The sequence below is a fragment of the Piscinibacter lacus genome, assembly GCF_016735685.1.
In the GTDB taxonomy this organism is placed as follows: domain Bacteria; phylum Pseudomonadota; class Gammaproteobacteria; order Burkholderiales; family Burkholderiaceae_C; genus Aquariibacter; species Aquariibacter lacus.
The window spans coordinates 239,782-259,337 of the sequence record NZ_JAERRA010000001.1 but is presented as its reverse complement, the minus strand read 5'-3'; the positions used below and the strand labels follow the sequence as shown (position 1 = coordinate 259,337).

Here is a 19,556-nt window from a genome sequence, read left to right as displayed (position 1 = left end):
TGAGCGGGCGCTGAGTGCCCGCCGCGCCAAGCGCGCTCAGCCGCCCGGCCCCAGCACGCGGCGCAACTGGATGGCCTCGGCCACGTCGCCGGGCTGCAGGGCCTCGCGGCCGGCCAGGTCGGCAATCGTCAGCGCCACCCGCAGCACGCGGTGGTGGCTGCGGGCGGACCAGCCCAGCCGGCTGCCGGCCTGCTTCAACAGGGCATCCACGGCGGCCGGCCGGCTCGCGCAGGCCGATTCCAGCGCCGCGGCCTCCAGCCGGCTGTTCAGCAGGCCCTGCCGCGCCTTTTGCCGGGCCTGGGCAGCGGCCACCCGTTCGGCCACTTGCGCGCTGGATTCGCCGGCCGGAGCGGCCAGCAGGGTTTCGGGCGGCAGGGCCGGCACCTCCACCTGAAGATCCAGCCGGTCCAACAGCGGGCCGCTGAGCCGGCCCTGGTAGCGGGCCACCGCCTCGGGCGTGCAGTGGCACAGGCCGCGGCGGTCGCCGGCCAGGCCGCAGGGGCAGGGGTTCATGGCCGCGATCAACTGAAACCGCGCCGGAAACTGCACGCGCCGCAGCGCGCGGGCGATCGCGATCTGGCCGGTCTCCAGCGGCTCGCGCAGCGCCTCCAGCGCGGGGCGGGGAAATTCCGGCAGCTCGTCGAGGAAGAGCAGGCCCTCATGGGCCAGCGAGATCTCGCCCGGCCGCGGCGGCGCGCCGCCGCCGACCAGGGCCGCCGCGCTGGCGCCGTGGTGGGGCGCACGCAGCACGCGCTCGCCGAAGCGTTCGGGCACGAAGAGGCCGGCCAGGCTCAGCACGGCAGCCGATTCGAGCGCGGCGGACTCGTCCAGCGGCGGCAGCAGGCCCGGCAGGCGCTGGGCCAGCATGGACTTGCCGCTGCCCGGCGGGCCGACCAGCAGCAGGCTGTGGCCGCCGGCCGCGGCGATTTCCAGCGCGCGCTTGGCGGCGGTCTGGCCCTTCACATCGCGCAACTCGGGGCCGGGGCCGGCGGCGGCCCGCTCGGGGGCCAGGGCGCGTGGCAGGGCCTGCGCGGCGTCGCCGGGCAGGCAGGCGCGGACGACATCCAGCAGATGATCGGCCGCGCAGACGCGCAGCCCCGGCACGCGTGCCGCCTCCTCGGCGCTGCGGCGCGGCAGGATCAGGCCCTGGGCGCTGCCCTCGCGGCGCAGCGCCAGGGCCAGGGCGAGTGCGCCGCGCACCGGCCGCAGCTCGCCGGCCAGCGAAAGCTCGCCCGCGCAGGCCCAGCCCTGCAGCGCGGCCGGATCGATCTGGCCGCTGGCCGCCAGCACGCCCAGGGCGATCGGCAGGTCGAAGCGGCCGCCTTCCTTGGGCAGGTCGGCCGGCGCCAGGTTGACCGTGACGCGCTGGTTGGACGGGAAGCTAAGGCCGCTGGTCAGCAGCGCGGCGCGAACCCGCTCGCGGGCCTCCTTGACTTCGGTGTCGGCCAGGCCGACCAGGGTGAAGGCCGGCAGGCCGTTGGCCAGATGCACTTCCACGGTGACGTCCGGCGCCTGGAGTCCGTCCAGGGCGCGGCTGTGGATGGTGGCGAGCTGCATGGTCGCCATGGTGCGCGGCCCGACGCGGGGTCTGCGATCCCGCTCGCGGGTGGGCTGCGTGCACTGTGCTGGTGCGTAAGCCGGACGCCCGCGCGACTCGGCCCGCCCTTGGGGCGCCCCGGACGCCCTGCAGCCCCCCGTGCGCCTTGCCACGCGGGAGCTGGGCGCTGGCACGGCTCGTGCAGACAGGCACAAGGCAGTTCGCTGCTGAACCTACGAACCAATCAACGGAGCCCACTCGCATGAAACTGAATGCCATCGCCCTGGCTGCTGTCCTGGCCGCCACCTCCTTCGGTGCCCAAGCTGAGGCCAAGTCTGACTGGACGGTCACCGGCAACGCGGGTCTGTTCACCGACTACCGGTTCCGCGGCATTTCGCAGACCGACAAGAAGCCGGCCTTCCAGGGCGGTTTCGACGTGGGCCACAGCTCGGGCTTCTACCTGGGCAACTGGAACTCGAACATCGACAGCGAGTTCTTCGGTGGCGCCAACCTCGAGCTGGACTTCTACGGCGGCTACAAGGGCGCGGTCGGCGACATCTCGTATGACATCGGCCTGCTGCACTACATGTACCCGAACAGCGACCGCAGCCTCGCCGAGAAGGTCAAGAACACCGAGGTCTACTTCGGCGCCAGCTACAGCATCGTCAGCGCCAAGTTGTACTACCCGCTGGGCGACTTCTTCAGCGCCGAAGACAACGTCGGTGGCGGCAATGCCGGTGGTTCCTACTACCTCGACCTCTCGACCGCCTACGACCTGGGCGGCGGCTGGGGCCTGAGCGGCCACATCGGCTACCAGAAGCTCAAGGGCGCAGCCAAGCTGGCCGAGATCGACGGCACCGTCACCTCGAGCTACGTCGACTGGAAGCTGGGCGTGACCTACGCGCTGCCCAACGGCTTCGTCGCCGGCCTGGCCTACATCGACACCAACCGTGACTACGCGGGCGTGGGCGGCACCAAGATCAGCGGCAGCACCGCGGTCCTTTCGCTGTCCAAGACTTTCTGAGTCTTGTCTTTCTTGAGGAGACCGACATGAAGATGGTGACCGCCGTCGTCAAGCCCTTCAAGCTTGATGAAGTGCGTGAAGCCCTCAGCGCCATCGGCGTGCAGGGCATCACGGTGACCGAAGTCAAGGGCTTCGGCCGCCAGAAGGGCCACACCGAGCTCTACCGCGGTGCGGAATACGTCGTGGACTTCCTGCCCAAGGTCAAGATCGAAGCGGCCGTGGACGATGCGATCGTCGACCGCGTGATCGAGGCGATCGAGACATCGGCCCGGACCGGCAAGATCGGCGACGGGAAGATCTTCGTGTCGTCCCTTGAACAGGTCGTGCGCATCCGCACCGGCGAAACCGGCAAGGATGCGCTGTAAGCGCGCCCTGCCCAAGAACCCAGGAAGAAGACAACCATGCGCAAACTGATTGCTCTGTGTGCCTTGGGAATGGCGCTCCTCGGCTTTGCCGGGGTGGGCCATGCCCAGGACGCGGCGTCCGCCCCGGCGGTCGTCGAGGCGGCCTCGGCCGTCGTGGAAGCGGTGGCCGAAGCCGCTGCGGCCGAACCCGCGGCGGCCCCGGCCCCCGTGCCGAACAAGGGCGACACCGCCTTCATGACGATGGCCACGGTCCTCGTCATCCTGATGACCCTGCCCGGCCTGGCCCTGTTCTACGGCGGCTTGGTGCGCAGCAAGAACATGCTGTCGGTGCTGATGCAGGTGATGGTGATCTTTGCCCTCATCTCGGTGCTGTGGGTGGTCTACGGCTACTCGGTGGCCTTCACTGCGGGCACGCCCTACTTCGGCAGCCTGTCGAAGGTGCTGCTGGCCGGTGTGACGCCTGAATCGCTGGGTGCGACCTTCAGCAAGGGCGTCTACATCCCCGAGCTGACCTTCGTCGCCTTCCAGGGCACCTTCGCCGCGATCACGACCGCGCTGATCATTGGCGCCTTCGCCGAGCGCATCAAGTTCTCGGCCGTGCTGCTGTTCTCGGTGCTGTGGTTCACCTTCAGCTACCTGCCGGTGGCGCACATGGTCTGGTACTGGGACGGCCCAGACGCGATCACCGACGCCGACACGCTGGCGACCGTGACCGCCAACGCGGGTGCGCTGTGGGCCAAGGGCGCGCTGGACTTCGCGGGTGGTACCGTCGTGCACATCAATGCGGCGGTGGCGGGCCTCGTCGGCGCCTATGTGGTGGGCAAGCGCATCGGCTACGGCAAGGAATCGATGGCGCCGCACAGTCTGACGCTGACCATGGTCGGTGCCTCGCTGCTGTGGGTGGGCTGGTTCGGCTTCAACGCCGGTTCCAACCTGGAAGCCAACGGCATCTCGGCGCTGGCCTTCATCAACACCGTGGTCGCGACGGCCGCGGCGACGCTGAGCTGGATCGCCGGTGAAGCGCTGATGAAGGGCAAGGCCTCGATGCTCGGCGGTGCCTCGGGTGCGGTGGCCGGCCTGGTCGCCATCACCCCGGCCTGCGGTTTCGTTGGGGTTGGCGGTGCGCTGATCATCGGCCTGATCGCCGGCGTGGTCTGCCTGTGGGGCGTGAGCGGCCTGAAGAAGCTGCTGGGTGCGGACGATTCGCTGGATGTCTTCGGCGTCCACGGTGTCGGCGGCATCGTCGGCGCGCTGCTGACCGGCGTGTTCGCCTCGCCGGACCTCGGCGGCACCGGCATCTGCGACTACGTGGCCAACACCTGCGGTGGCTTCCCGGGCATCGGCGCGCAGTTGATGATCCAGGCCGAGGGTGTGCTCTACACCATCGTGATCTCGGGTGTCGTCTCCTTCATCGCCTTCAAGCTGGTTGACCTGATCGTCGGCCTGCGGGTGAGCGAAGAGGAAGAGCGCGAAGGCCTCGACATCAGCTCGCACGGCGAGACGGCCTACAACAAGTGATCGACTAGGCGATTCCGGCCCCGCGGGCCGGAACCGTCGGCGTCAGCTCCCGACAAGGGGCTGCCTTCGGGCAGCCCCTTGTCTTTTGGGCCTTGCACCCGCATGTGCTGACATGGGCTGTTGCTTCGTTCGCCCCGCCTGCCCTTGCCCCTGGCAGGGCCGTTGCGGCGGCTGCCTAGAATTTCAGCTTCTCCTGACGCCCTCCCGGGCCCGCCCACCATGGTTCCGCACCTCATCACCGCGCTCAACGGCCCGATCAACGAGCTGGAGCAGCGCATCCTGGAATCCATGCCGGCGATCGAGCGCTGGTTCCGCCTCGAATGGATGGAGCACACGCCGCCCTTCTACACCTCGGTCGATGTGCGTAATGCCGGCTTCAAGCTGGCCCCGGTCGACACCAACCTCTTCCCCGGCGGCTGGAACAACCTGACGCCGCAGATGCTGCCCCTGGCCGTGCAGGCCGCGATGGCCGCGATCGAGAAGATCTGCCCCGAGGCCAAGAACCTGCTGCTGATCCCCGAGAACCACACCCGCAACAGCTTCTACCTGACCAATGTCCAGCGTCTGGTGCAGATCTTCACGCAGGCCGGGCTGAATGTGCGGCTGGGCTCGCTGGACCCGACCGTCATCGCGCCGACCACCCTGGCCCTGCCCGACGGCGGCGAGCTGTGTGTCGAGCCGCTGATCCGCGGCAAGCGCCGCCTGGGGCTCAAGGACTTCGACCCCTGCACCATCCTGCTGAACAACGACCTCACCGCCGGCATTCCCGCCGTGCTGGAAAACCTGCATGAGCAGTACCTGCTGCCGCCGCTGCATGCGGGCTGGGCGGTGCGGCGCAAGAGCCAGCACTTCGACGCCTATGAAGAGGTCGCCAAGAAGTTCGCCAAGCTGCTGGGCATGGACCCCTGGCTGATCAACCCGATGTTCGGCCGCTGCGGCAAGCTGGACTTCCAGTCCGGCGAGGGCCAGGACTGCCTGCAGACCCATGTCGACACCCTGATCGGCAAGGTGCGCCGCAAGTACAAGGAATACGGCATCCAGGAGAAGCCCTTCGTCGTCGTCAAGGCCGACAACGGCACCTATGGCATGGGCATCATGATCGTGCGCGATGCCAAGGAGCTGGCCGAGCTGAACCGCCGCACCAAGAACAAGATGAGCGTCATCAAGGACGGCCAGGAGGTCAACGAGGTCATCATCCAGGAAGGCGTGCCGACCTACGAGCGCATGAACGATGCGGTCGCCGAGCCGGTCGTCTACATGATGGACCGCTATGTGGTGGGTGGCTTCTACCGCGTGCATGCCGACCGCGGCATCGACGAGAACCTGAACGCCCCCGGTGCGCAGTTCGTGCCCTTGGCCTTCGCCGAAAGCCACCACCTGCCGCGCCCCGGCGAGAAGCCGGGCGCCAGCGCGCCCAACCGCTTCTACATGTACGGCGTGATCGGCCGCCTGGCCATGCTGGCCGCCAGCTACGAGCTGGAGGCCCACGACCCCCTGGCCGAGACCGATTACTGACCGGGCGCGTCGGCGGGCTGACGTTTTGTGTCAGCCCGGCCCGGCGGCGGTCGGCACCCGCGGCCGGGCTGGTCCGGGCCAGCGTGGCATCCGCCACGCGCGGGCCGGCCGGGTCTGACATTTCCTGTCAGGCACGGCGTCTGCGGAGAAGAGGACACCGGTGGACGCTCCGCCCCCCGGAGCGTCCTTTCCGCCCACCCTGCCCAACCCGCCCGACCGGAGTCCTGCCATGAACACCCGCCGCCGCCTTGCCCGCCGTGCCCAGAAGGGCTTCACCCTCATCGAGCTGATGATCGTCGTCGCGATCATCGGCATCCTGGCCGCCGTTGCCTTGCCGGCTTACCAGAACTACATCAAGCGCGCCGCCTACAGCGAAGTCATCGCCGCCATGGAGCCCTACAAGCTCGGCGTGACCGAGTGCTTCCAGACCGAAGGCGCGCTCGCCGACTGCGACGTGCTCGGCGAGGCCGGCATCCCCTCGGGCTTCACCTCGGCCTCGGGCATCGTCAACAGCGTGGCCATCACCGAGAACACCGCCGCCTTGGTCGCCACGCCGAATGACGCCAAGGGCATCCAGGCCACCGAGACCTGCACCCTGACGCCGACGGTTGCCGGCGAGCGCCTGACCTGGGCCTACAGCGGCCAGTGCCTGACCCTGGGCTACGTCAAGAACTGAGGCTGAGCCCGGCCCCGGCGGCTGCCTGCCGTGGCCGACCGATCTGCCCCCGAGGGACCGCTGCGGCGGTCCCTTTTGCTTGGCCCGTCGATGGGCGATGCCCTGGCCCGCCGGGGCTTTCCGCCCAGGGCGGCCGCGCTCGTGCTGGCCGTTGCCGGCCCGCTGCTGCTGGCCCACACCCCGCTGCCGCAGACCGGCTTCTACAAGGACCTGCTGGCCCTGCTGGCCTGGGGCCTGGCCCTGGCGACCGGGCTGGGTGGCGCCGGCCGCAGCCCGGTGCCGTCGGGCGCGGCGGACGCCATCGCCTTGCGCGGCCTGCTCGCCGTCCCGCTGCTGCTGGTCGGCGCCGCTTGGGGCGCCGTGCTGCTCAGCGCTGGCCTGCCCGGCCGGGCGGCGGCCGACACCGTGATGCTGCTGGCCGCGGTGGCTGTCTTCCTGGCCCTGCGTCGCGGCGGCGTGCAGGCGGCCACGCTGCTGTTCGCGGCCCTGGCCGGCGCGGCCCTGCTGAATGCCTGCGTCGCGCTGCTGCAGATCAGTCCCCTGGCTCCGGCCGGGGCGGCGCCCGGCGGGCGGGCCGGCGGCTGGGTGCGCCAATCGAATGTGCTGGCCTTGCTGATGGTGCAGGGCGCCGTCGCCCTGTGGGCCGTGCAAGCGCTGCGCGGCGGCCTGCGGCATGCGGCCGTGCTGCCGCTGGGCCTCTTGCTGATGGCCGGCCTGGCGGCCAGCGGCTCGCGCACCGGCTTGCTGGCCAGCGGCATGCTGCTGCTCTGGGGCCTGGCCGACCGGCGGCTGGCGGGCCGCAGCCGCCTCGGCCTGACGCTGCTGCCGCTGGCCCTGCTGGGCTTCTGGATGCTGCGCCTGCACCTGACCGAGGCCGGCGGCGCAAGCGGCGTGCGAACCGACCTGGGCAGCCCGCGCTGGGCCCTGTGGCAGGACGCCTGGGCCCTGATCCGCGCCCAGCCCCTGCTCGGCGTCGGCTGGAACAACTTCAATTTCGCCTGGACGCTGAGCCCCGGCCTGCCCGCCCACGGCCATGCCTACACCCATGCGCACAACCTGCCGCTGCAACTCGCCGTCGAGCTGGGCCTGCCCTTGACCCTGCTGCTGCTGGTCTTGCCGCTACCGGCCCTGTTCGCGGCCTGGCGCGGCCTGTGTGCGGCGCGTCGTGCGCCGGCCGAGCCGGCCCAGGCCACGGTCCGGACGGCCGCCCTGCTGCTGCTGGCCAGCACCGCCCTGCACAGTCTGAGCGAGTTCCCGCTCTGGCACGGCCACCTGCTGCTGCTGGCCGCGGCCTGGGCCGGCCTGGCCTGGCCCGTGCCAAGCCAGCCGGTCGATCGGGTGCCGGCGCCGGCAGGCCGGTCCAGCCTGCGCCTGGCCGGGCTTGCGCTGCTCGTGCTCGCCGCCCTCGGCGGCTGGGCGCAGCAGCCGACGCAGCGGCTCTTCGATCCGGCCGCCGGCCCGCTGGAGGCCCGCATCGAGTCCGCCCGCCAGGGCTGGCTTTCGCCCGAATGGGGCGAGCGCCTGCGCGCCACGCTGGCGGCGCCCGGCCAGGGCGGGCCCGAGCCCTTCGAGGCCGGCGCCGCCCGCCGGCAGCTTGACGCGCGCCTGCTGCTGGCCTGGGCCTGGGCAGAGGCCGAGCGCGGCGAGCTGGAACGCGCCCGCAACGTGGTCGCCCGCCTGCATCGCCTGGGCGGCGCGCCCGCCGAGTCGCTGGCCCGGCGCTGCGCCGCCCGGCCGGCTACAGAGCGCGCGCCCGAAGCCGGGGGTGAAGCTGCCTTGGGCGACCGGGCTCCGGGCCGAGACGCCGGGCCGGCAGCCGCAAGCGCAAGCGCAAGCGCGAACGCGAGTGCAAGCAAGCTCGCTGCGGCCCCCGCCCGCGCGCTCCCCCCAAGTTCTGCGCAAGACGCCGAGCCCGCCCTGCCGGGCCGCGACCCGCGCCGCGCCGGCCTCTGCGATCCGCCCCGCACCGCGCTCGACTGGCGCCACTTCCTGCCCGCCACCGCCGTCGCCGTCCGGCCCTGAGCGCCGCCGACCGCCCGGCGCGGACAAGGCAAGATCGCGCCCGTGAACGCGCCCGAGCCCCAGCCCCTGACCCCTTCCGCCGCGCCGGCGCTGATGCAGGCCGCGGCCCTGCTGAGCTTGGCCCTGCCCCTGCTGCTGCCCTTTTCCACCGTGCCCGATGCAGTGCTGGTGCATCAGCTCGCGGCGGTCGCGGCCTGGGGCTTGTGGCTGCTGCTGAGTGCGGCCGGGCCGTCGCCGATCGGCAGCAGCCCGGGCCTGACGCTGACCTTCCTCACCGGCCTGCTGGCCGCCATCGCCTGGCAGGCGCAGCAGGCGGCGCAGGCCGGCGTGCTGGTGGCTGCCGCGCTGGTGCTGTGGGCCACGGCGCGGCAGGCGGCCGCGGCGCCGGGGGCCGCCCGCGAGCTGGCCCGGCCCATGGCCCGGGCCTGGACGGCCGCCGGCCTGGGCTGCGTGCTGGTGGCCGGGGTGCAGATGCTCTCGCCCGAAGGCGGGCTGGGCGGCCTGGTCAGCCCCGGCACCACGCCGGGCCGCGCCGTCGGCAACATGCGCCAGCCCAATCACCTGGCCACCGCCCTGATCTGCGCCATGGTCTGGACGGTCTGGTGGATGGCCGAAGTCTGGCGGGCCGCCCACGGGCCCCGGGCCCCGCGCCAGCGCGCGCAGGTGCTGCTGCTGTTTGCGATCAGCCTGGCGGCCCTGCTCGCGGCGCTGGCGGGCAGCGGCTCGCGCACCGGCGCGATCAGCCTGGCCCTGCTGCTGGCCTGGGCCCTGATCGACCGCCGCCTGCCCGGCCCGATGCGCTTGCTGCTGGGCCTGGGGCCGCTGCTCTACGGCGGCCTGGCCCTGGCGCTCTCGGCCTGGGCGCGGGCGCGGCAGTCGGGCTTCGTCGCGGCCGACCGCTTCCAGTTCGACGGCGACATCAGCAGCTCGCGCTTCGCGATCTGGCGCAATGCGCTCGAGCTGCTGGCCGCCCATCCCTGGACGGGCGTGGGCTGGGGCCGATTCAACCTGGCCTGGACCTTCAGCCCCTTCCCCGACCGGCCGACCGCCTTCTTCGACCACAGCCACAACCTGCCGCTGCAGCTTGCGGTGGAGATCGGCCTGCCCGCCACCCTGTTGCTGCTGCTGGCCTGGCTGGCGCTGATGTGGCAGCGCCGCGCGGCCTGGCGGGGCAGCCCGGTGGTGCCGGGCCCGGTCGACCGGGCGGGGCTGGACCCCGACCAGCCCGGCCGTGCCGTGGCCGACCCCGACCAGCCCGGCCGCGCCGTGGCTGACCTCGACCCTCCCGGCCGTGCCGTGCCTGACCCCGACCATCCCGGCCGTGCCGTGCTGGTGATGCTCGCCGTGCTGATCGTCCACAGCCAGCTTGAGTACCCGCTCTGGTATGCCTATTTCTTGTTGCCCGCGGCCTGGGCCACCGGCTTGTGGCTGGGGGCGGGTGCGGCGGCGGCGGCCCGGCCGGTTGTCGGGGGCACGGCCCCGCCGCAGGCGCCGTGGCTGCAAGGCCTGCAGCGCCTGGCCGGCGTGCTGCTGATGCTGGGGGCGGTGATGGCCGCCATGGACCATCGCCGTGTCGAGCGTGTCTTCGCGCCGGCCGATGGCCGCCAGCCGCTGGACGAGCGCATCGCCCGCGGCCAGCTCAGCCCGCTCTTCGGTCACCATGCCGATTACGCGGCCGCAACCCTGGCGCCCGAGCAGGTGCCGCTGGCCGTCTTCGGCCGTCCGCTCGATCACCTGATCGACGTGCGCCTGATGGTGGCCTATGCCCGCGCCCTGCACGCCCGCGGCCACGGGCCCGAAGCCCTGGCCGTGGTGCGACGGCTCAAGGAGTTCCGCCGGGTCGAATCGATGCGGGCGCTGCCCGACTGCCGCGGCCCCCGCAGCGCGGGCGCTAGCCCGGATCCGCAGCGCCTGGGCGCCTGGGCCTGTGCAGCCGACATCGCCGAGGACCTGGACTGGATGCGGCTGCGCGCGCTCGCGCGCTGAGCCCGCTGCGGGTCTTCATCCCCGCGCCCGCATCCCGCGGCGCCCGGGGCCCGGGCCTCAGTCGGCGCGGTAGCTGCCCGACTTGCCGCCGTGCTTTTCCAGCAGCCGCACCTGCTCGATCACTATGCCGCGGTCGGCGGCCTTGCACATGTCGTAGATGGTCAGCAGGGCGACCTGCACGGCGGTCAGGGCTTCCATCTCGACGCCGGTCGGGCCGACGGTCTCGGCCGTGACCTGGCAGCGCACGCGGGAGCCCTCGGCATCCAGCGAAAAGTCGGCGGCCACCCGAGTCAGCGGCAGCGGGTGGCAGAGCGGGATGAGCTCGGCCGTGCGCTTGGCGCCCTGGATGGCGGCGATGCGCGCGATGCCCAGCACATCGCCTTTCTTGGCCTGGCCGCCGGCGATCAGCGCGAGCGTGGCCGGCAGCATGCGGATCCAGCCTTCGGCCGTCGCGCTGCGATGGGTGGCGGGCTTGGCCGACACATCGACCATGTGGGCCTGGCCCTGGGCGTCGAAATGGGTCAGCGGCGAGGCGGGGGTGGGGGATTCGGAGGAGCTCACGGGTCAAGGGCGCGGGAAACAAGCGGGAAACCTGGGCGCTGGCATCATAGGTTGTGACCGCGCCCGCCCCCCCCGCCCGCCCGCCCGCCGCCCTGGCCCGGCCCCTCACGGCCCAGATCCGGCGCCGCGTGGACCTGCGCCCCGCGCTGATCGCGCTGTTGAGCCTGGGCCTGGCGGCCGGCCCCGCGCCCGCCCAGGGCCTGCCCGCCTTCGCCGAGCCCGTGCCCTGGCCCGCCCCATTGCAGGGCCTGGCCGATGCGCATGCCGGCCATGTCCACGGCGTGTCGACGGGCGGCACGCTGGCCCTGCTCGCGGCCCTTTCGGCGCCGCTGCCGGGCGAACGGCCGCAGTTGCCCTCCCTGGGGGATGGCGGTGCCGAATCGATTCCGATCGGCACCGAGCGCCGCCTGGGCGACCGGATCATGCGCGACATCTGGCGCGACCCGGCCTACCTGGACGACCCCGTCCTCAACGACTACCTGCGCGCCCTGTGGCAGCCGCTGTTCGACAGTGCCCGCCGCCGCGGCGAGGTGGCGGGCGAGGCCGGCGAGCGCTTCGCCTGGCGGACCTTCCTCGTGCAGGACCCCTCGGTCAACGCCTTCGCGCTGCCCGGCGGCTATGTCGGTATCCACCTCGGCCTGATCGCGGTGACGGCCTCGGCCGATGAACTCGCCTCGGTGCTCGCGCACGAGATGAGCCACGTGACCCAGCGCCACATCGCGCGCAGCGTCGCGTCCAACCAGAGCCGCTCCATCCTGGCCGTGGCCACGCTGATCCTCGGCGTCCTGGCGGCCAGCCGCAGTGCGGATGCCGCCAATGCCCTGATCGCCGGGGGCCAGGCGGTGGCGGTGCAGGGCCAGCTCAACTATTCGCGCGACATGGAGCGCGAGGCCGACCGCATCGGCCATGGCGTGCTGACCGGCGCCGGCTTCGACCCGGCCGGCATGGCCTCGATGTTCGAGAAGCTGCTGCAGGCCGCGCGGCTCAACGACAGCCAGAACTTCCCCTATCTGCGCACCCACCCGCTCAGCACCGAGCGCATCGGCGAGGCGCGCTCGCGCCTCGGGCTGGACCTGTCCGGCCGCAGCACGCCGCCCCGCAGCCTGCTGCATGCACTGATGCAAGCCCGCGCCCGGGTGCTGATGGATCCGCGCGCGCTCTCGCTGCAACGCTGGCAGGCCCTGGATGCGACGCTGAGCCGCGAGACCGCCGCGCCCCTGCCCGAGCGCCTGGGCCAGGCCTATGCCAGCGCGCTGGCCTCGCTGCGGCTGCGCGACTGGCCGCGCGCCGAGCGCCCGCTGCGCGAAGCCCGTGCGCTGGCAGCCGGCGACGCCGCCGCGCTGCGCGCTGTCGAGCTGCTCGACATCGAATTGCAGACCGCCCGCGGCGACGCTGCGGCGGCCGCCGGCCGGCTCGAAGCCGCGCTGGCCACACCGCGCGCACCGGCCGGCACCGGCGTCGACACGCAGTTCGCAGCGGCGGGCGGCCGCGTCTGGCTCTTCGCCGAGGTCGAGCAGGCCCTGCTGCCGGGCGCCGCGCCGCAGAGCCTGCGGCCGCTGGCCGATCGCTTGCAGACCTGGGTGGCCGAGCGGCCCGAGGACGGCCCGGCCTGGGCCCTGCTCGGTCGCGTCTGGGAACGGCTCGGCGAGGGGATGCGCAGCCTGCGCGCCGCGGCCGAGGCGCGGGCGGCCCAGGCCGATCTGCAGGGCGCGATCGACCGCCTGAAGGCCGCGCAGCAGCGCGGCGTGCGCGGCGACTTCATCGAAGCCTCGGTCATCGACGCCCGGCTGCGCGAGCTTCAGGCCCGCCGCCAGCTCGAACTGGCCGACGAGCGCAACAGCGCCTTCTGAAGCCGCGGCGCCGGGAGGCCGCCGCGGCTGCGCCTCAGACCAGCTTGAGCGTCACGTCGACATTGCCGCGGGTCGCGTTCGAGTAGGGGCAGACGATGTGCGCGGCGTCGACCAGGGCCTGCGCGGCGGCGCGGTCCATGCCCGGCAGCTCGATGGCGAGCTCGACCTGGATGCCGAAGCCGTTGGGGATGGGGCCGATGCCGACCGCCCCGCTGACCGCCACATCGGCCGGCAGCGCGATCTTCTGCTGGCCGGCGACGAACTTCATTGCGCCAAGGAAGCAGGCCGAATAGCCCGCGGCAAAGAGCTGCTCGGGGTTGGTGCCCGGGCCGCCGGCGCCGCCGAGCTGCTTGGGCGTCGAGAGCTGGACGTCGAGCACGCTGTCCGAGGACACGGCGCGGCCGTCACGGCCTCCGGTGGCGCGGGCGTGGGCGGTGTAGAGGACTTGTTCGAGGGCCATGGTGCGATCCTTTCAGGGGCGGGGGAGGATGGGCGCGCAGGCGCCCGGGGGGAAGGCGCTTCAGTCTTGGGGGTTCGGGGGGGCGAGTTCGTCGTGCAGCGCGCGGCGCAGCTCGTGCAGTTCCTCGACCATGGGGCGCAGCACCTCGGGCGTGCAGCCGATGGCCGCGGCCATTTGCTCGGGCAGGTGCAGCGCGCGGCGGCGCAGGGCGCGGCCGGCAGGGCTCAGGTGCAGCTCGACCCGGCGCTCGTCCTCGGTGCCGCGGCGGCGCTCCAGCAGGCCCTGGGCGGCCAGGCGCTTGAGCAGCGGGGTCAGCGTGCCCGAATCGAGCATCAGCCGCGTGCCCAGGGCTGACACGCTCAGGCCGTCCTCGGCCCACAGCACCAGCATCACCAGGTACTGCGGATAGGTCAGGCCCAGGACAGCCAGCGGCTCGCGGTAGCGGCGCTGGATGGCCAGCGAGCTTGCATAGAGCGCGAAACAGAGCTGCGAGGCCAGGGCCAACGGATCGGGCTCGGCGGCAGCCGGCTCGGCCGGGGCCGGACCGCGGCTGCTGCCCATGCGGCTGCGTGGGCGGGGCAGGCGGGCAGAGGGCATCAGTGAAAGCTGAAGGTTGATTGCAGACTAATTTATTGTGTGCAATTCAATTGCCAGTGAGGCTATCAGGGTCATGGCGCGGGAGGGCCTGACGGATGCCGGAACCTCGGATTTCTCCTAGGGAAACGGCTTCTTTTTTGGGGGTGCGCGCAGTACCATGCGGCCCGCACCGCGCCCCGAGAAAACGACCGCTGCAAGGCAGGCCGGCCGGGCCGGAACATCGAGCCACGACTGGATGGAGTACCGAACCATGGCAACTGCGAAGAAGACTGTGATCAAGCGCGCCCCGGCCAAGAAGGCCGCGCCGGCCTCCAAGGCACCGGCGAAGAAGGCGGCCGCTCCGGTCGCGAAGGCGCCTGCCGCCAAGAAGGCCCCGGCCAAGACGGCGGCCGTCAAGCGCACGCCCAATGCCGCCTTCATGAAGGCCCTGACGCCGAGCGAGGCGCTGGCCGCCATCGTCGGTGCCAAGCCCATGCCGCGGACCGAGGTCACCAAGAAAGTCTGGGAGTACATCAAGAAGCACAAGCTTCAGGACGCGACCAACAAGCGCATGATCAATGCCGATGCCAAGCTGAAGGAAATCTTCAAGCAGGCCCAGGTGTCGATGTTCGAGATGACCAAGCTGATCAGCGGCCACCTCAAGTGATCCGGCGCCGGCACCCCGGGGGGTGCCGTGCCGAGCGATGCGCCCAGCGCTGCTGGGCGTTTTCATTTGCGTCCCTCTGAAGGGGGGATTTCGGGTCAGTGTGTGGGGATGTTGCACCTTGTGCCCCTGAGACCCTCGGCCGAGGGATTTCCCGCAGCCTTTCCGGCCGTATCATGTTTTTGTAAGTTTTGGACACAGGTTGATCCCATATGAAGCCTCCTGCTGCGCCCTCAATGCACCCTCCCAGCGCCGCGCGTCTTGGTGTCGGCGTTGCCGCGCTCCTGGCGCTGTCACTGGTCTCCACGACGGCTCTGGCGCAGACCAGCAAGTCCAAAAAGGTGAGGAAAGCTGCGCCGGCCGCGGTCGTGGACGAATGCCGCTGGGAGCGGCCTGGTGATAAGCCTTTCAATGGCTTGGTCCCCAAGACCTTGCAGCGGTACGCTGGGACCATGCCTCCCGAGCTTCGTGCCAAGTTCGAGGCTCGGATGGACCGCATCGACTACGATGACTTCGTCGAGATCCGCCGGGACAGCATCGTCGGAACCTACAGCTACGAACCCGAAATCCGCGACCTGATGTTCGGAGACAGGCCGCAGGTCTGCCGCAAGCCGAGCCGTGCGCACTGGCCCGAATCCATGATGGCCCGTGGCCTGGTTTACTGCGAGGGTCAGGACTGCATCGTGGTCTCCACCGAGCTGCGCAATGTCGGGCGCATCACGCGCCGGCCGGAGAAGGTGCTTTCCCAGGAGGTCGAGGTCTTGCCGGCGCAGTTGCCTGCGGCCCTGCCGCCGGTGGCCATCTCGGCCGCGCCGCCCTCCACCGGGGGAGGCGACAGCCCCAGCTTCGGCCCTGCGCCTTCCGGCGCGCTCGGCACGCCCTCCCTGTCCTTCCCCTCGCCGGGGGGCGGCTCCTCGGGCCTGCCCTTCACGCCCATCCTCAACCCGACGACGCCGACGACGCCCATTCCCGAGCCGGGCAGTTGGGCCCTGATCGGCTTGGGCCTGGCCGGCCTCGCGGTCTTCACGCGACGGCGCAAGCCCCGCGACTGAGAAAACGGCGCCTTCGGGCGCCGTTTGTCTTTCAGCGTGAACCGGCGTGCAGCTCCAGGCGCTGGCCGAAGTGGGCCACCCAGTAGCGGCCGTAGCTGGAATCCGCCCGCTCGAAGCAGGCCAGGCCGACCTCGGTGTATCGGGGCCGCATCATGGTGCGGCAGTGCGAGGGGCTGGCCACCCAGGCGCGCAGGGCGCGCAGGAAGTCCGACTGGCCCGCGGCGATGTTCTCGCCCGCAGCGCGCAGGGGATAGCCGCTGGCCCGCATCCGCTCGGCGAAGTCCCGGTCTTCGCTGTCGGTGTGGGCCACGCGGTCGTGGGCGGCCAGGTCCTCGGCCAGGTGGCGGGCGCCCTCGGCCAGCTCGCCCGCCCAATGCAGCGCCGGGGCGTGCACTGGCTGGTCCGCTTCGCCGCCGCATTGCACGCCTTGGGCGCGCAGCGCATTCAGCGCGGCCAGCCACTGGGCCTGGGCCACGGCCTCGTCGGCACAGGGCTTGAGCGTGCTGCCGGCCTGGGCCGGCGCAGCCAGCATGCCGGCCAGTGCCAGCAGGGCTGCCAGCGCCCAGGGGGCGGAGCATCGAGCCGCAGCGCGCGGGGGAGAGCGGAAGGGCAGGGGGGACATGCCCCAGCCTTCGGCGCATGCCCCGGGCGCTTGAGGCCGGGGGCATGCGCCTTCGTCCGCCGGGCCGTGCCGGCGTGCGATCGTGCACGGCGCCGTGCCGCCTCACCCGGGCCGCCGTACCGGGGCGGCGCAGCCGACCCCGGGGCCCGCGACGATCAGGCCTCGTCGAGCAGCGGCTTCAGGTAGCGCCCGGTGTGGCTGGCCGGACAGGCAGCGATGGCTTCCGGCGTGCCGACGGCCACCACGCTGCCGCCGCCGGCCCCGCCCTCGGGGCCCATGTCGATCAGCCAGTCGGCGGTCTTGATCACGTCGAGGTTGTGCTCGATCACGACGATGGTGTTGCCGGCCTCGCGCAACTGATGCAGCACCTTCAGCAGCAACTGGATGTCCGCGAAGTGCAGGCCGGTGGTCGGCTCGTCGAGGATGTAGAGCGTGCGGCCGGTGTCGCGCTTGCTCAGTTCCTGGGCCAGCTTCACGCGCTGCGCCTCGCCGCCGGACAGGGTGGTCGCGGCCTGGCCCAGGCGGATGTAGCCCAGGCCCACATCAAGCAGGGTCTGCAACTTGCGCTGCAGCGTGGGCACCGCGCTGAAGAAGGCATGTGCGGCCTCGATGGTCAGGCCCAGCACCTCGGCGATGTGCTTGCCCTTGTAGAGCACCTCCAGCGTCTCGCGGTTGTAGCGCTGGCCGTGGCAGACGTCGCAGGGCACGTAGACATCCGGCAGGAAGTGCATCTCCACCTTGATCACGCCGTCGCCCTGGCAGGCCTCGCAGCGGCCGCCGGGCACGTTGAAGCTGAAGCGGCCGGCGCCATAGCCGCGCTCGCGGGCGGTCGGCACCTCGGCGAAAAGCTCGCGGATCGGCGTGAACAGCCCGGTGTAGGTGGCCGGGTTGCTGCGTGGCGTGCGGCCGATGGGCGACTGGTCGACCGCGATGACCTTGTCGAAGTGCTCCAGGCCCTCGATGGCCGTGTGCGCCTCGGGCTGGGTGTGGCTGCCGTAGAGCTTCTGCGCCACCGCCGCATGCAGGGTGTCGTTGACCAGGGTGCTCTTGCCCGAGCCCGACACGCCGGTCACGCAGGTGAAGAGGCCGACCGGGATGTCGACCGTCGCGCCCTTCAGGTTGTGGCCGCGTGCCTCGACGATGCGGATCACCGCCCCATCGGCGGCGGCGGCACGGCGGCGCTTGGGCACCGCGATGCGCAGGCGCCGCGACAGGTAGGCGCCGGTCGGCGAATTGGGGTTGGCGGCGACCTCGTCGGGCGTGCCCTGCGCCATCAGCCGGCCGCCGTGCACGCCGGCGCCGGGGCCCAGGTCCAGCACATGGTCGGCGCTGCGGATCATGTCCTCGTCGTGCTCGACCACCAGCACGCTGTTGCCCAGGTCGCGCAGGTGCTTGAGGGTGGCGATCAGGCGGTCGTTGTCGCGCTGGTGCAGGCCGATGCTGGGCTCGTCCAGCACATACATCACGCCCGACAGGCCGCTGCCGATCTGGCTGGCCAGGCGGATGCGCTGGGCCTCGCCGCCGCTCAGCGTGTCGGCGCTGCGGTCCAGGCTCAGGTAGTTCAGGCCCACGTCGTTCAGGAAGCGCAGGCGCGAGGCGATCTCGCGCACCACCTTGTCGGCGATCTCCGCCTTGGCGCCGGCCAGCCGCAGGCCCTCGAACAAGGCCAGGGCCTCGCGCAGCGTCGCACGGCCGATGGTGTAGATCGGCCAGCCCTCGCCGCTGGCGGCATCGACCAGCTTCACGTGACGGGCCTCACGGCGCAGGCGGGTGCCGCCGCAGTCCGGGCAGGCCTGGTGGGTCTGGTAGCGCGCCAGGTCCTCGCGCACCGCGGCGGAATCGGTCTCCTTGAAGCGCCGCTCCAGGCTGGGCAGGATGCCTTCGAAGGGATGGCTGCGCTTGACGCTGCGGGTCTTGCCGTTCGAGCCTTCGGCGCTGTAGGTGAAGCTGATCGCCTCCTCGCCCGAGCCGCGCAGCAGCAGGTGCTGGTGGGCCGGGCTCAGCGCCTCCCAGGGCGTGTCGAGGTCGAAGCCGGCATGGCGCGCCACCGCCTCAAGCATCGAGAAGGTGTAGGGATTGCGCCGGTCCCAGCCCTTGACCGCGCCGCTGGCCAGGCTGAGGCTGGGGAAGGCCACCACCCGGGCCGGGTCGAAGACGATGACCTCGCCGAGGCCGTCGCAGCTCGGACAGGCACCGACTGGCGAGTTGAAGCTGAACAGCCGCGGCTCCAGCTCCGACAGGCTGAAGCTGCAAACCGGGCAGGCGAATCGGCTGGAGAAGAGGTGCTCGCGGCCGTTGTCCATCTCCAGCGCGATCGCGCGGCCCTCGGCCAGCCGCAGCGCAGCCTCGAAGCTCTCGGCCAGGCGCTGGCCGGCGTCGTCCCGCACCTTCAGGCGGTCGACCACCACGTCCAGATCATGCTTCTCGGCCTTCTTGAGCTTGGGCAGGTCGGCGACTTCCAGCACCTCGCCGGGCTGGCCGCCGCTGCCGACGCGGAAGCGCACGTAGCCGCGCGCCTGCATGTCGGCCAGCAGCTCGGCATGCTCGCCCTTGCGGTCGCGCGCGACCGGGGCCAGGATCATCAGCTTGGTGTCCTCCGGCAGGGCCAGCACGGCATCGACCATCTGGCTCACGCTCTGAGCCTGAAGCGGCAGGCCGTGGTCGGGGCAGTGCGGCGTGCCGGCGCGGGCATAGAGCAGGCGCAGGTAGTCGTGGATCTCGGTGACGGTGCCGACGGTCGAGCGCGGGTTGTGGCTGGTCGCCTTCTGCTCGATCGCGATCGCGGGCGACAGGCCTTCGATCACGTCGACTTCCGGCTTGTCCATGCGCGCCAGGAATTGACGCGCATAGGCCGACAGGCTCTCCACATAGCGCCGCTGGCCTTCCGCGTAGAGCGTGTCGAAGGCCAGGCTGGACTTGCCGCTGCCCGACAGGCCGGTGATCACCACCAGGGCCTGCTTGGGGATGTCGACATCCAGGTTCTTCAGGTTGTGCGTGCGGGCCCCGCGCACGCGCAGCATGGGGCCGGCCGGCTCGGCGCGCTGCGCTCGGTCAGGGTCGATCGGGGACAGCGGGTCGGGGCGGGCGGACATGCGGTGGGGGTGTCGGGCAGGGCCCGCGGGAAAGTC

Annotated in this window: 16 protein-coding genes; 10 read left to right on the top strand and 6 right to left on the bottom strand. The window is 71.8% G+C overall.

Going from position 1 to position 19,556, the window contains the following annotated elements:
• Nucleotides 1-36: 36 nt before the first annotated feature.
• Entirely contained in the window at nucleotides 37-1,557 is a 1,521-nt protein-coding gene (locus tag JI742_RS01205) for a YifB family Mg chelatase-like AAA ATPase (RefSeq protein WP_201823202.1), read from the bottom strand.
• Nucleotides 1,558-1,799: 242 nt separating this feature from the next.
• Between JI742_RS01205 and JI742_RS01200 the strand changes: the two genes are divergently transcribed.
• The 7 genes from JI742_RS01200 (at nucleotide 1,800) to JI742_RS01170 (ending at nucleotide 10,643) form a co-directional block, all read left to right on the top strand.
• Complete coding sequence (locus JI742_RS01200) at nucleotides 1,800-2,561, top strand: TorF family putative porin (RefSeq protein ID WP_201823200.1); 762 nt, start codon at nucleotides 1,800-1,802, stop codon at nucleotides 2,559-2,561.
• Between the two features lie 26 nt (nucleotides 2,562-2,587).
• Entirely contained in the window at nucleotides 2,588-2,926 is a 339-nt protein-coding gene (locus JI742_RS01195; RefSeq protein WP_182665280.1) for a P-II family nitrogen regulator, read from the top strand.
• 36 nt (nucleotides 2,927-2,962) lie between these two features.
• Nucleotides 2,963-4,444, top strand: coding sequence for an ammonium transporter (locus tag JI742_RS01190; RefSeq protein WP_201823198.1), 1,482 nt, complete (start codon nucleotides 2,963-2,965; stop codon nucleotides 4,442-4,444).
• A 219-nt stretch (nucleotides 4,445-4,663) separates the two neighbouring features.
• Nucleotides 4,664-5,959, top strand: coding sequence for a glutamate--cysteine ligase (gene gshA / locus JI742_RS01185; protein ID WP_201823195.1), 1,296 nt, complete (start codon nucleotides 4,664-4,666; stop codon nucleotides 5,957-5,959).
• Between the two features lie 229 nt (nucleotides 5,960-6,188).
• Nucleotides 6,189-6,635: a pilin gene (locus tag JI742_RS14005; RefSeq protein ID WP_201823192.1), complete on the top strand. Its 447-nt coding sequence runs from the start codon at nucleotides 6,189-6,191 to the stop codon at nucleotides 6,633-6,635.
• Between the two features lie 90 nt (nucleotides 6,636-6,725).
• Nucleotides 6,726-8,657 carry an O-antigen ligase family protein gene (locus JI742_RS01175; RefSeq protein ID WP_201823187.1) on the top strand — a complete coding sequence of 644 codons (1,932 nt, stop codon included), beginning with the start codon at nucleotides 6,726-6,728 and terminating at the stop codon, nucleotides 8,655-8,657.
• A 42-nt stretch (nucleotides 8,658-8,699) separates the two neighbouring features.
• Entirely contained in the window at nucleotides 8,700-10,643 is a 1,944-nt protein-coding gene (locus tag JI742_RS01170) for a Wzy polymerase domain-containing protein (protein ID WP_201823184.1), read from the top strand.
• 57 nt (nucleotides 10,644-10,700) lie between these two features.
• On the opposite strand, the gene moaC is transcribed toward JI742_RS01170, so the two are convergent.
• Nucleotides 10,701-11,204, bottom strand: coding sequence for a cyclic pyranopterin monophosphate synthase MoaC (gene moaC / locus JI742_RS01165; RefSeq protein WP_350309613.1), 504 nt, complete (start codon nucleotides 11,202-11,204; stop codon nucleotides 10,701-10,703).
• A 128-nt stretch (nucleotides 11,205-11,332) separates the two neighbouring features.
• On the opposite strand from moaC, the gene JI742_RS01160 reads away from it, so the two are divergent.
• Nucleotides 11,333-13,054, top strand: coding sequence for a M48 family metalloprotease (locus JI742_RS01160; RefSeq protein ID WP_201823181.1), 1,722 nt, complete (start codon nucleotides 11,333-11,335; stop codon nucleotides 13,052-13,054).
• Nucleotides 13,055-13,088: 34 nt separating this feature from the next.
• Here the strand turns inward: JI742_RS01160 and JI742_RS01155 are convergent, their stop codons facing one another.
• Both JI742_RS01155 and JI742_RS01150 read right to left on the bottom strand, forming a co-directional pair.
• Nucleotides 13,089-13,514 (bottom strand): organic hydroperoxide resistance protein, encoded by a 426-nt coding sequence (locus JI742_RS01155; RefSeq protein WP_201823179.1) that lies wholly within the window; start codon nucleotides 13,512-13,514, stop codon nucleotides 13,089-13,091.
• Between the two features lie 60 nt (nucleotides 13,515-13,574).
• The gene (locus JI742_RS01150) at nucleotides 13,575-14,111 is read right to left on the bottom strand and encodes a MarR family winged helix-turn-helix transcriptional regulator (protein WP_236676729.1); all 537 of its coding nucleotides are present in this window, start codon (nucleotides 14,109-14,111) and stop codon (nucleotides 13,575-13,577) included.
• Nucleotides 14,112-14,361: 250 nt separating this feature from the next.
• Here JI742_RS01150 and JI742_RS01145 point away from each other — a divergent pair, with 250 nt between their 5' ends.
• Both JI742_RS01145 and JI742_RS01140 read left to right on the top strand, forming a co-directional pair.
• Nucleotides 14,362-14,757, top strand: coding sequence for an SWIB/MDM2 domain-containing protein (locus JI742_RS01145; RefSeq protein WP_201823177.1), 396 nt, complete (start codon nucleotides 14,362-14,364; stop codon nucleotides 14,755-14,757).
• Nucleotides 14,758-14,966: 209 nt separating this feature from the next.
• Complete coding sequence (locus tag JI742_RS01140) at nucleotides 14,967-15,806, top strand: MHFG family PEP-CTERM protein (RefSeq protein WP_350309612.1); 840 nt, start codon at nucleotides 14,967-14,969, stop codon at nucleotides 15,804-15,806.
• Nucleotides 15,807-15,837: 31 nt separating this feature from the next.
• On the opposite strand, the gene JI742_RS01135 is transcribed toward JI742_RS01140, so the two are convergent.
• Nucleotides 15,838-16,428: a CAP domain-containing protein gene (locus JI742_RS01135; protein ID WP_201823170.1), complete on the bottom strand. Its 591-nt coding sequence runs from the start codon at nucleotides 16,426-16,428 to the stop codon at nucleotides 15,838-15,840.
• A gap of 155 nt (nucleotides 16,429-16,583) precedes the next feature.
• Complete coding sequence (uvrA, locus tag JI742_RS01130; RefSeq protein ID WP_201823167.1) at nucleotides 16,584-19,520, bottom strand: excinuclease ABC subunit UvrA; 2,937 nt, start codon at nucleotides 19,518-19,520, stop codon at nucleotides 16,584-16,586.
• Nucleotides 19,521-19,556 lie beyond the last annotated feature (36 nt).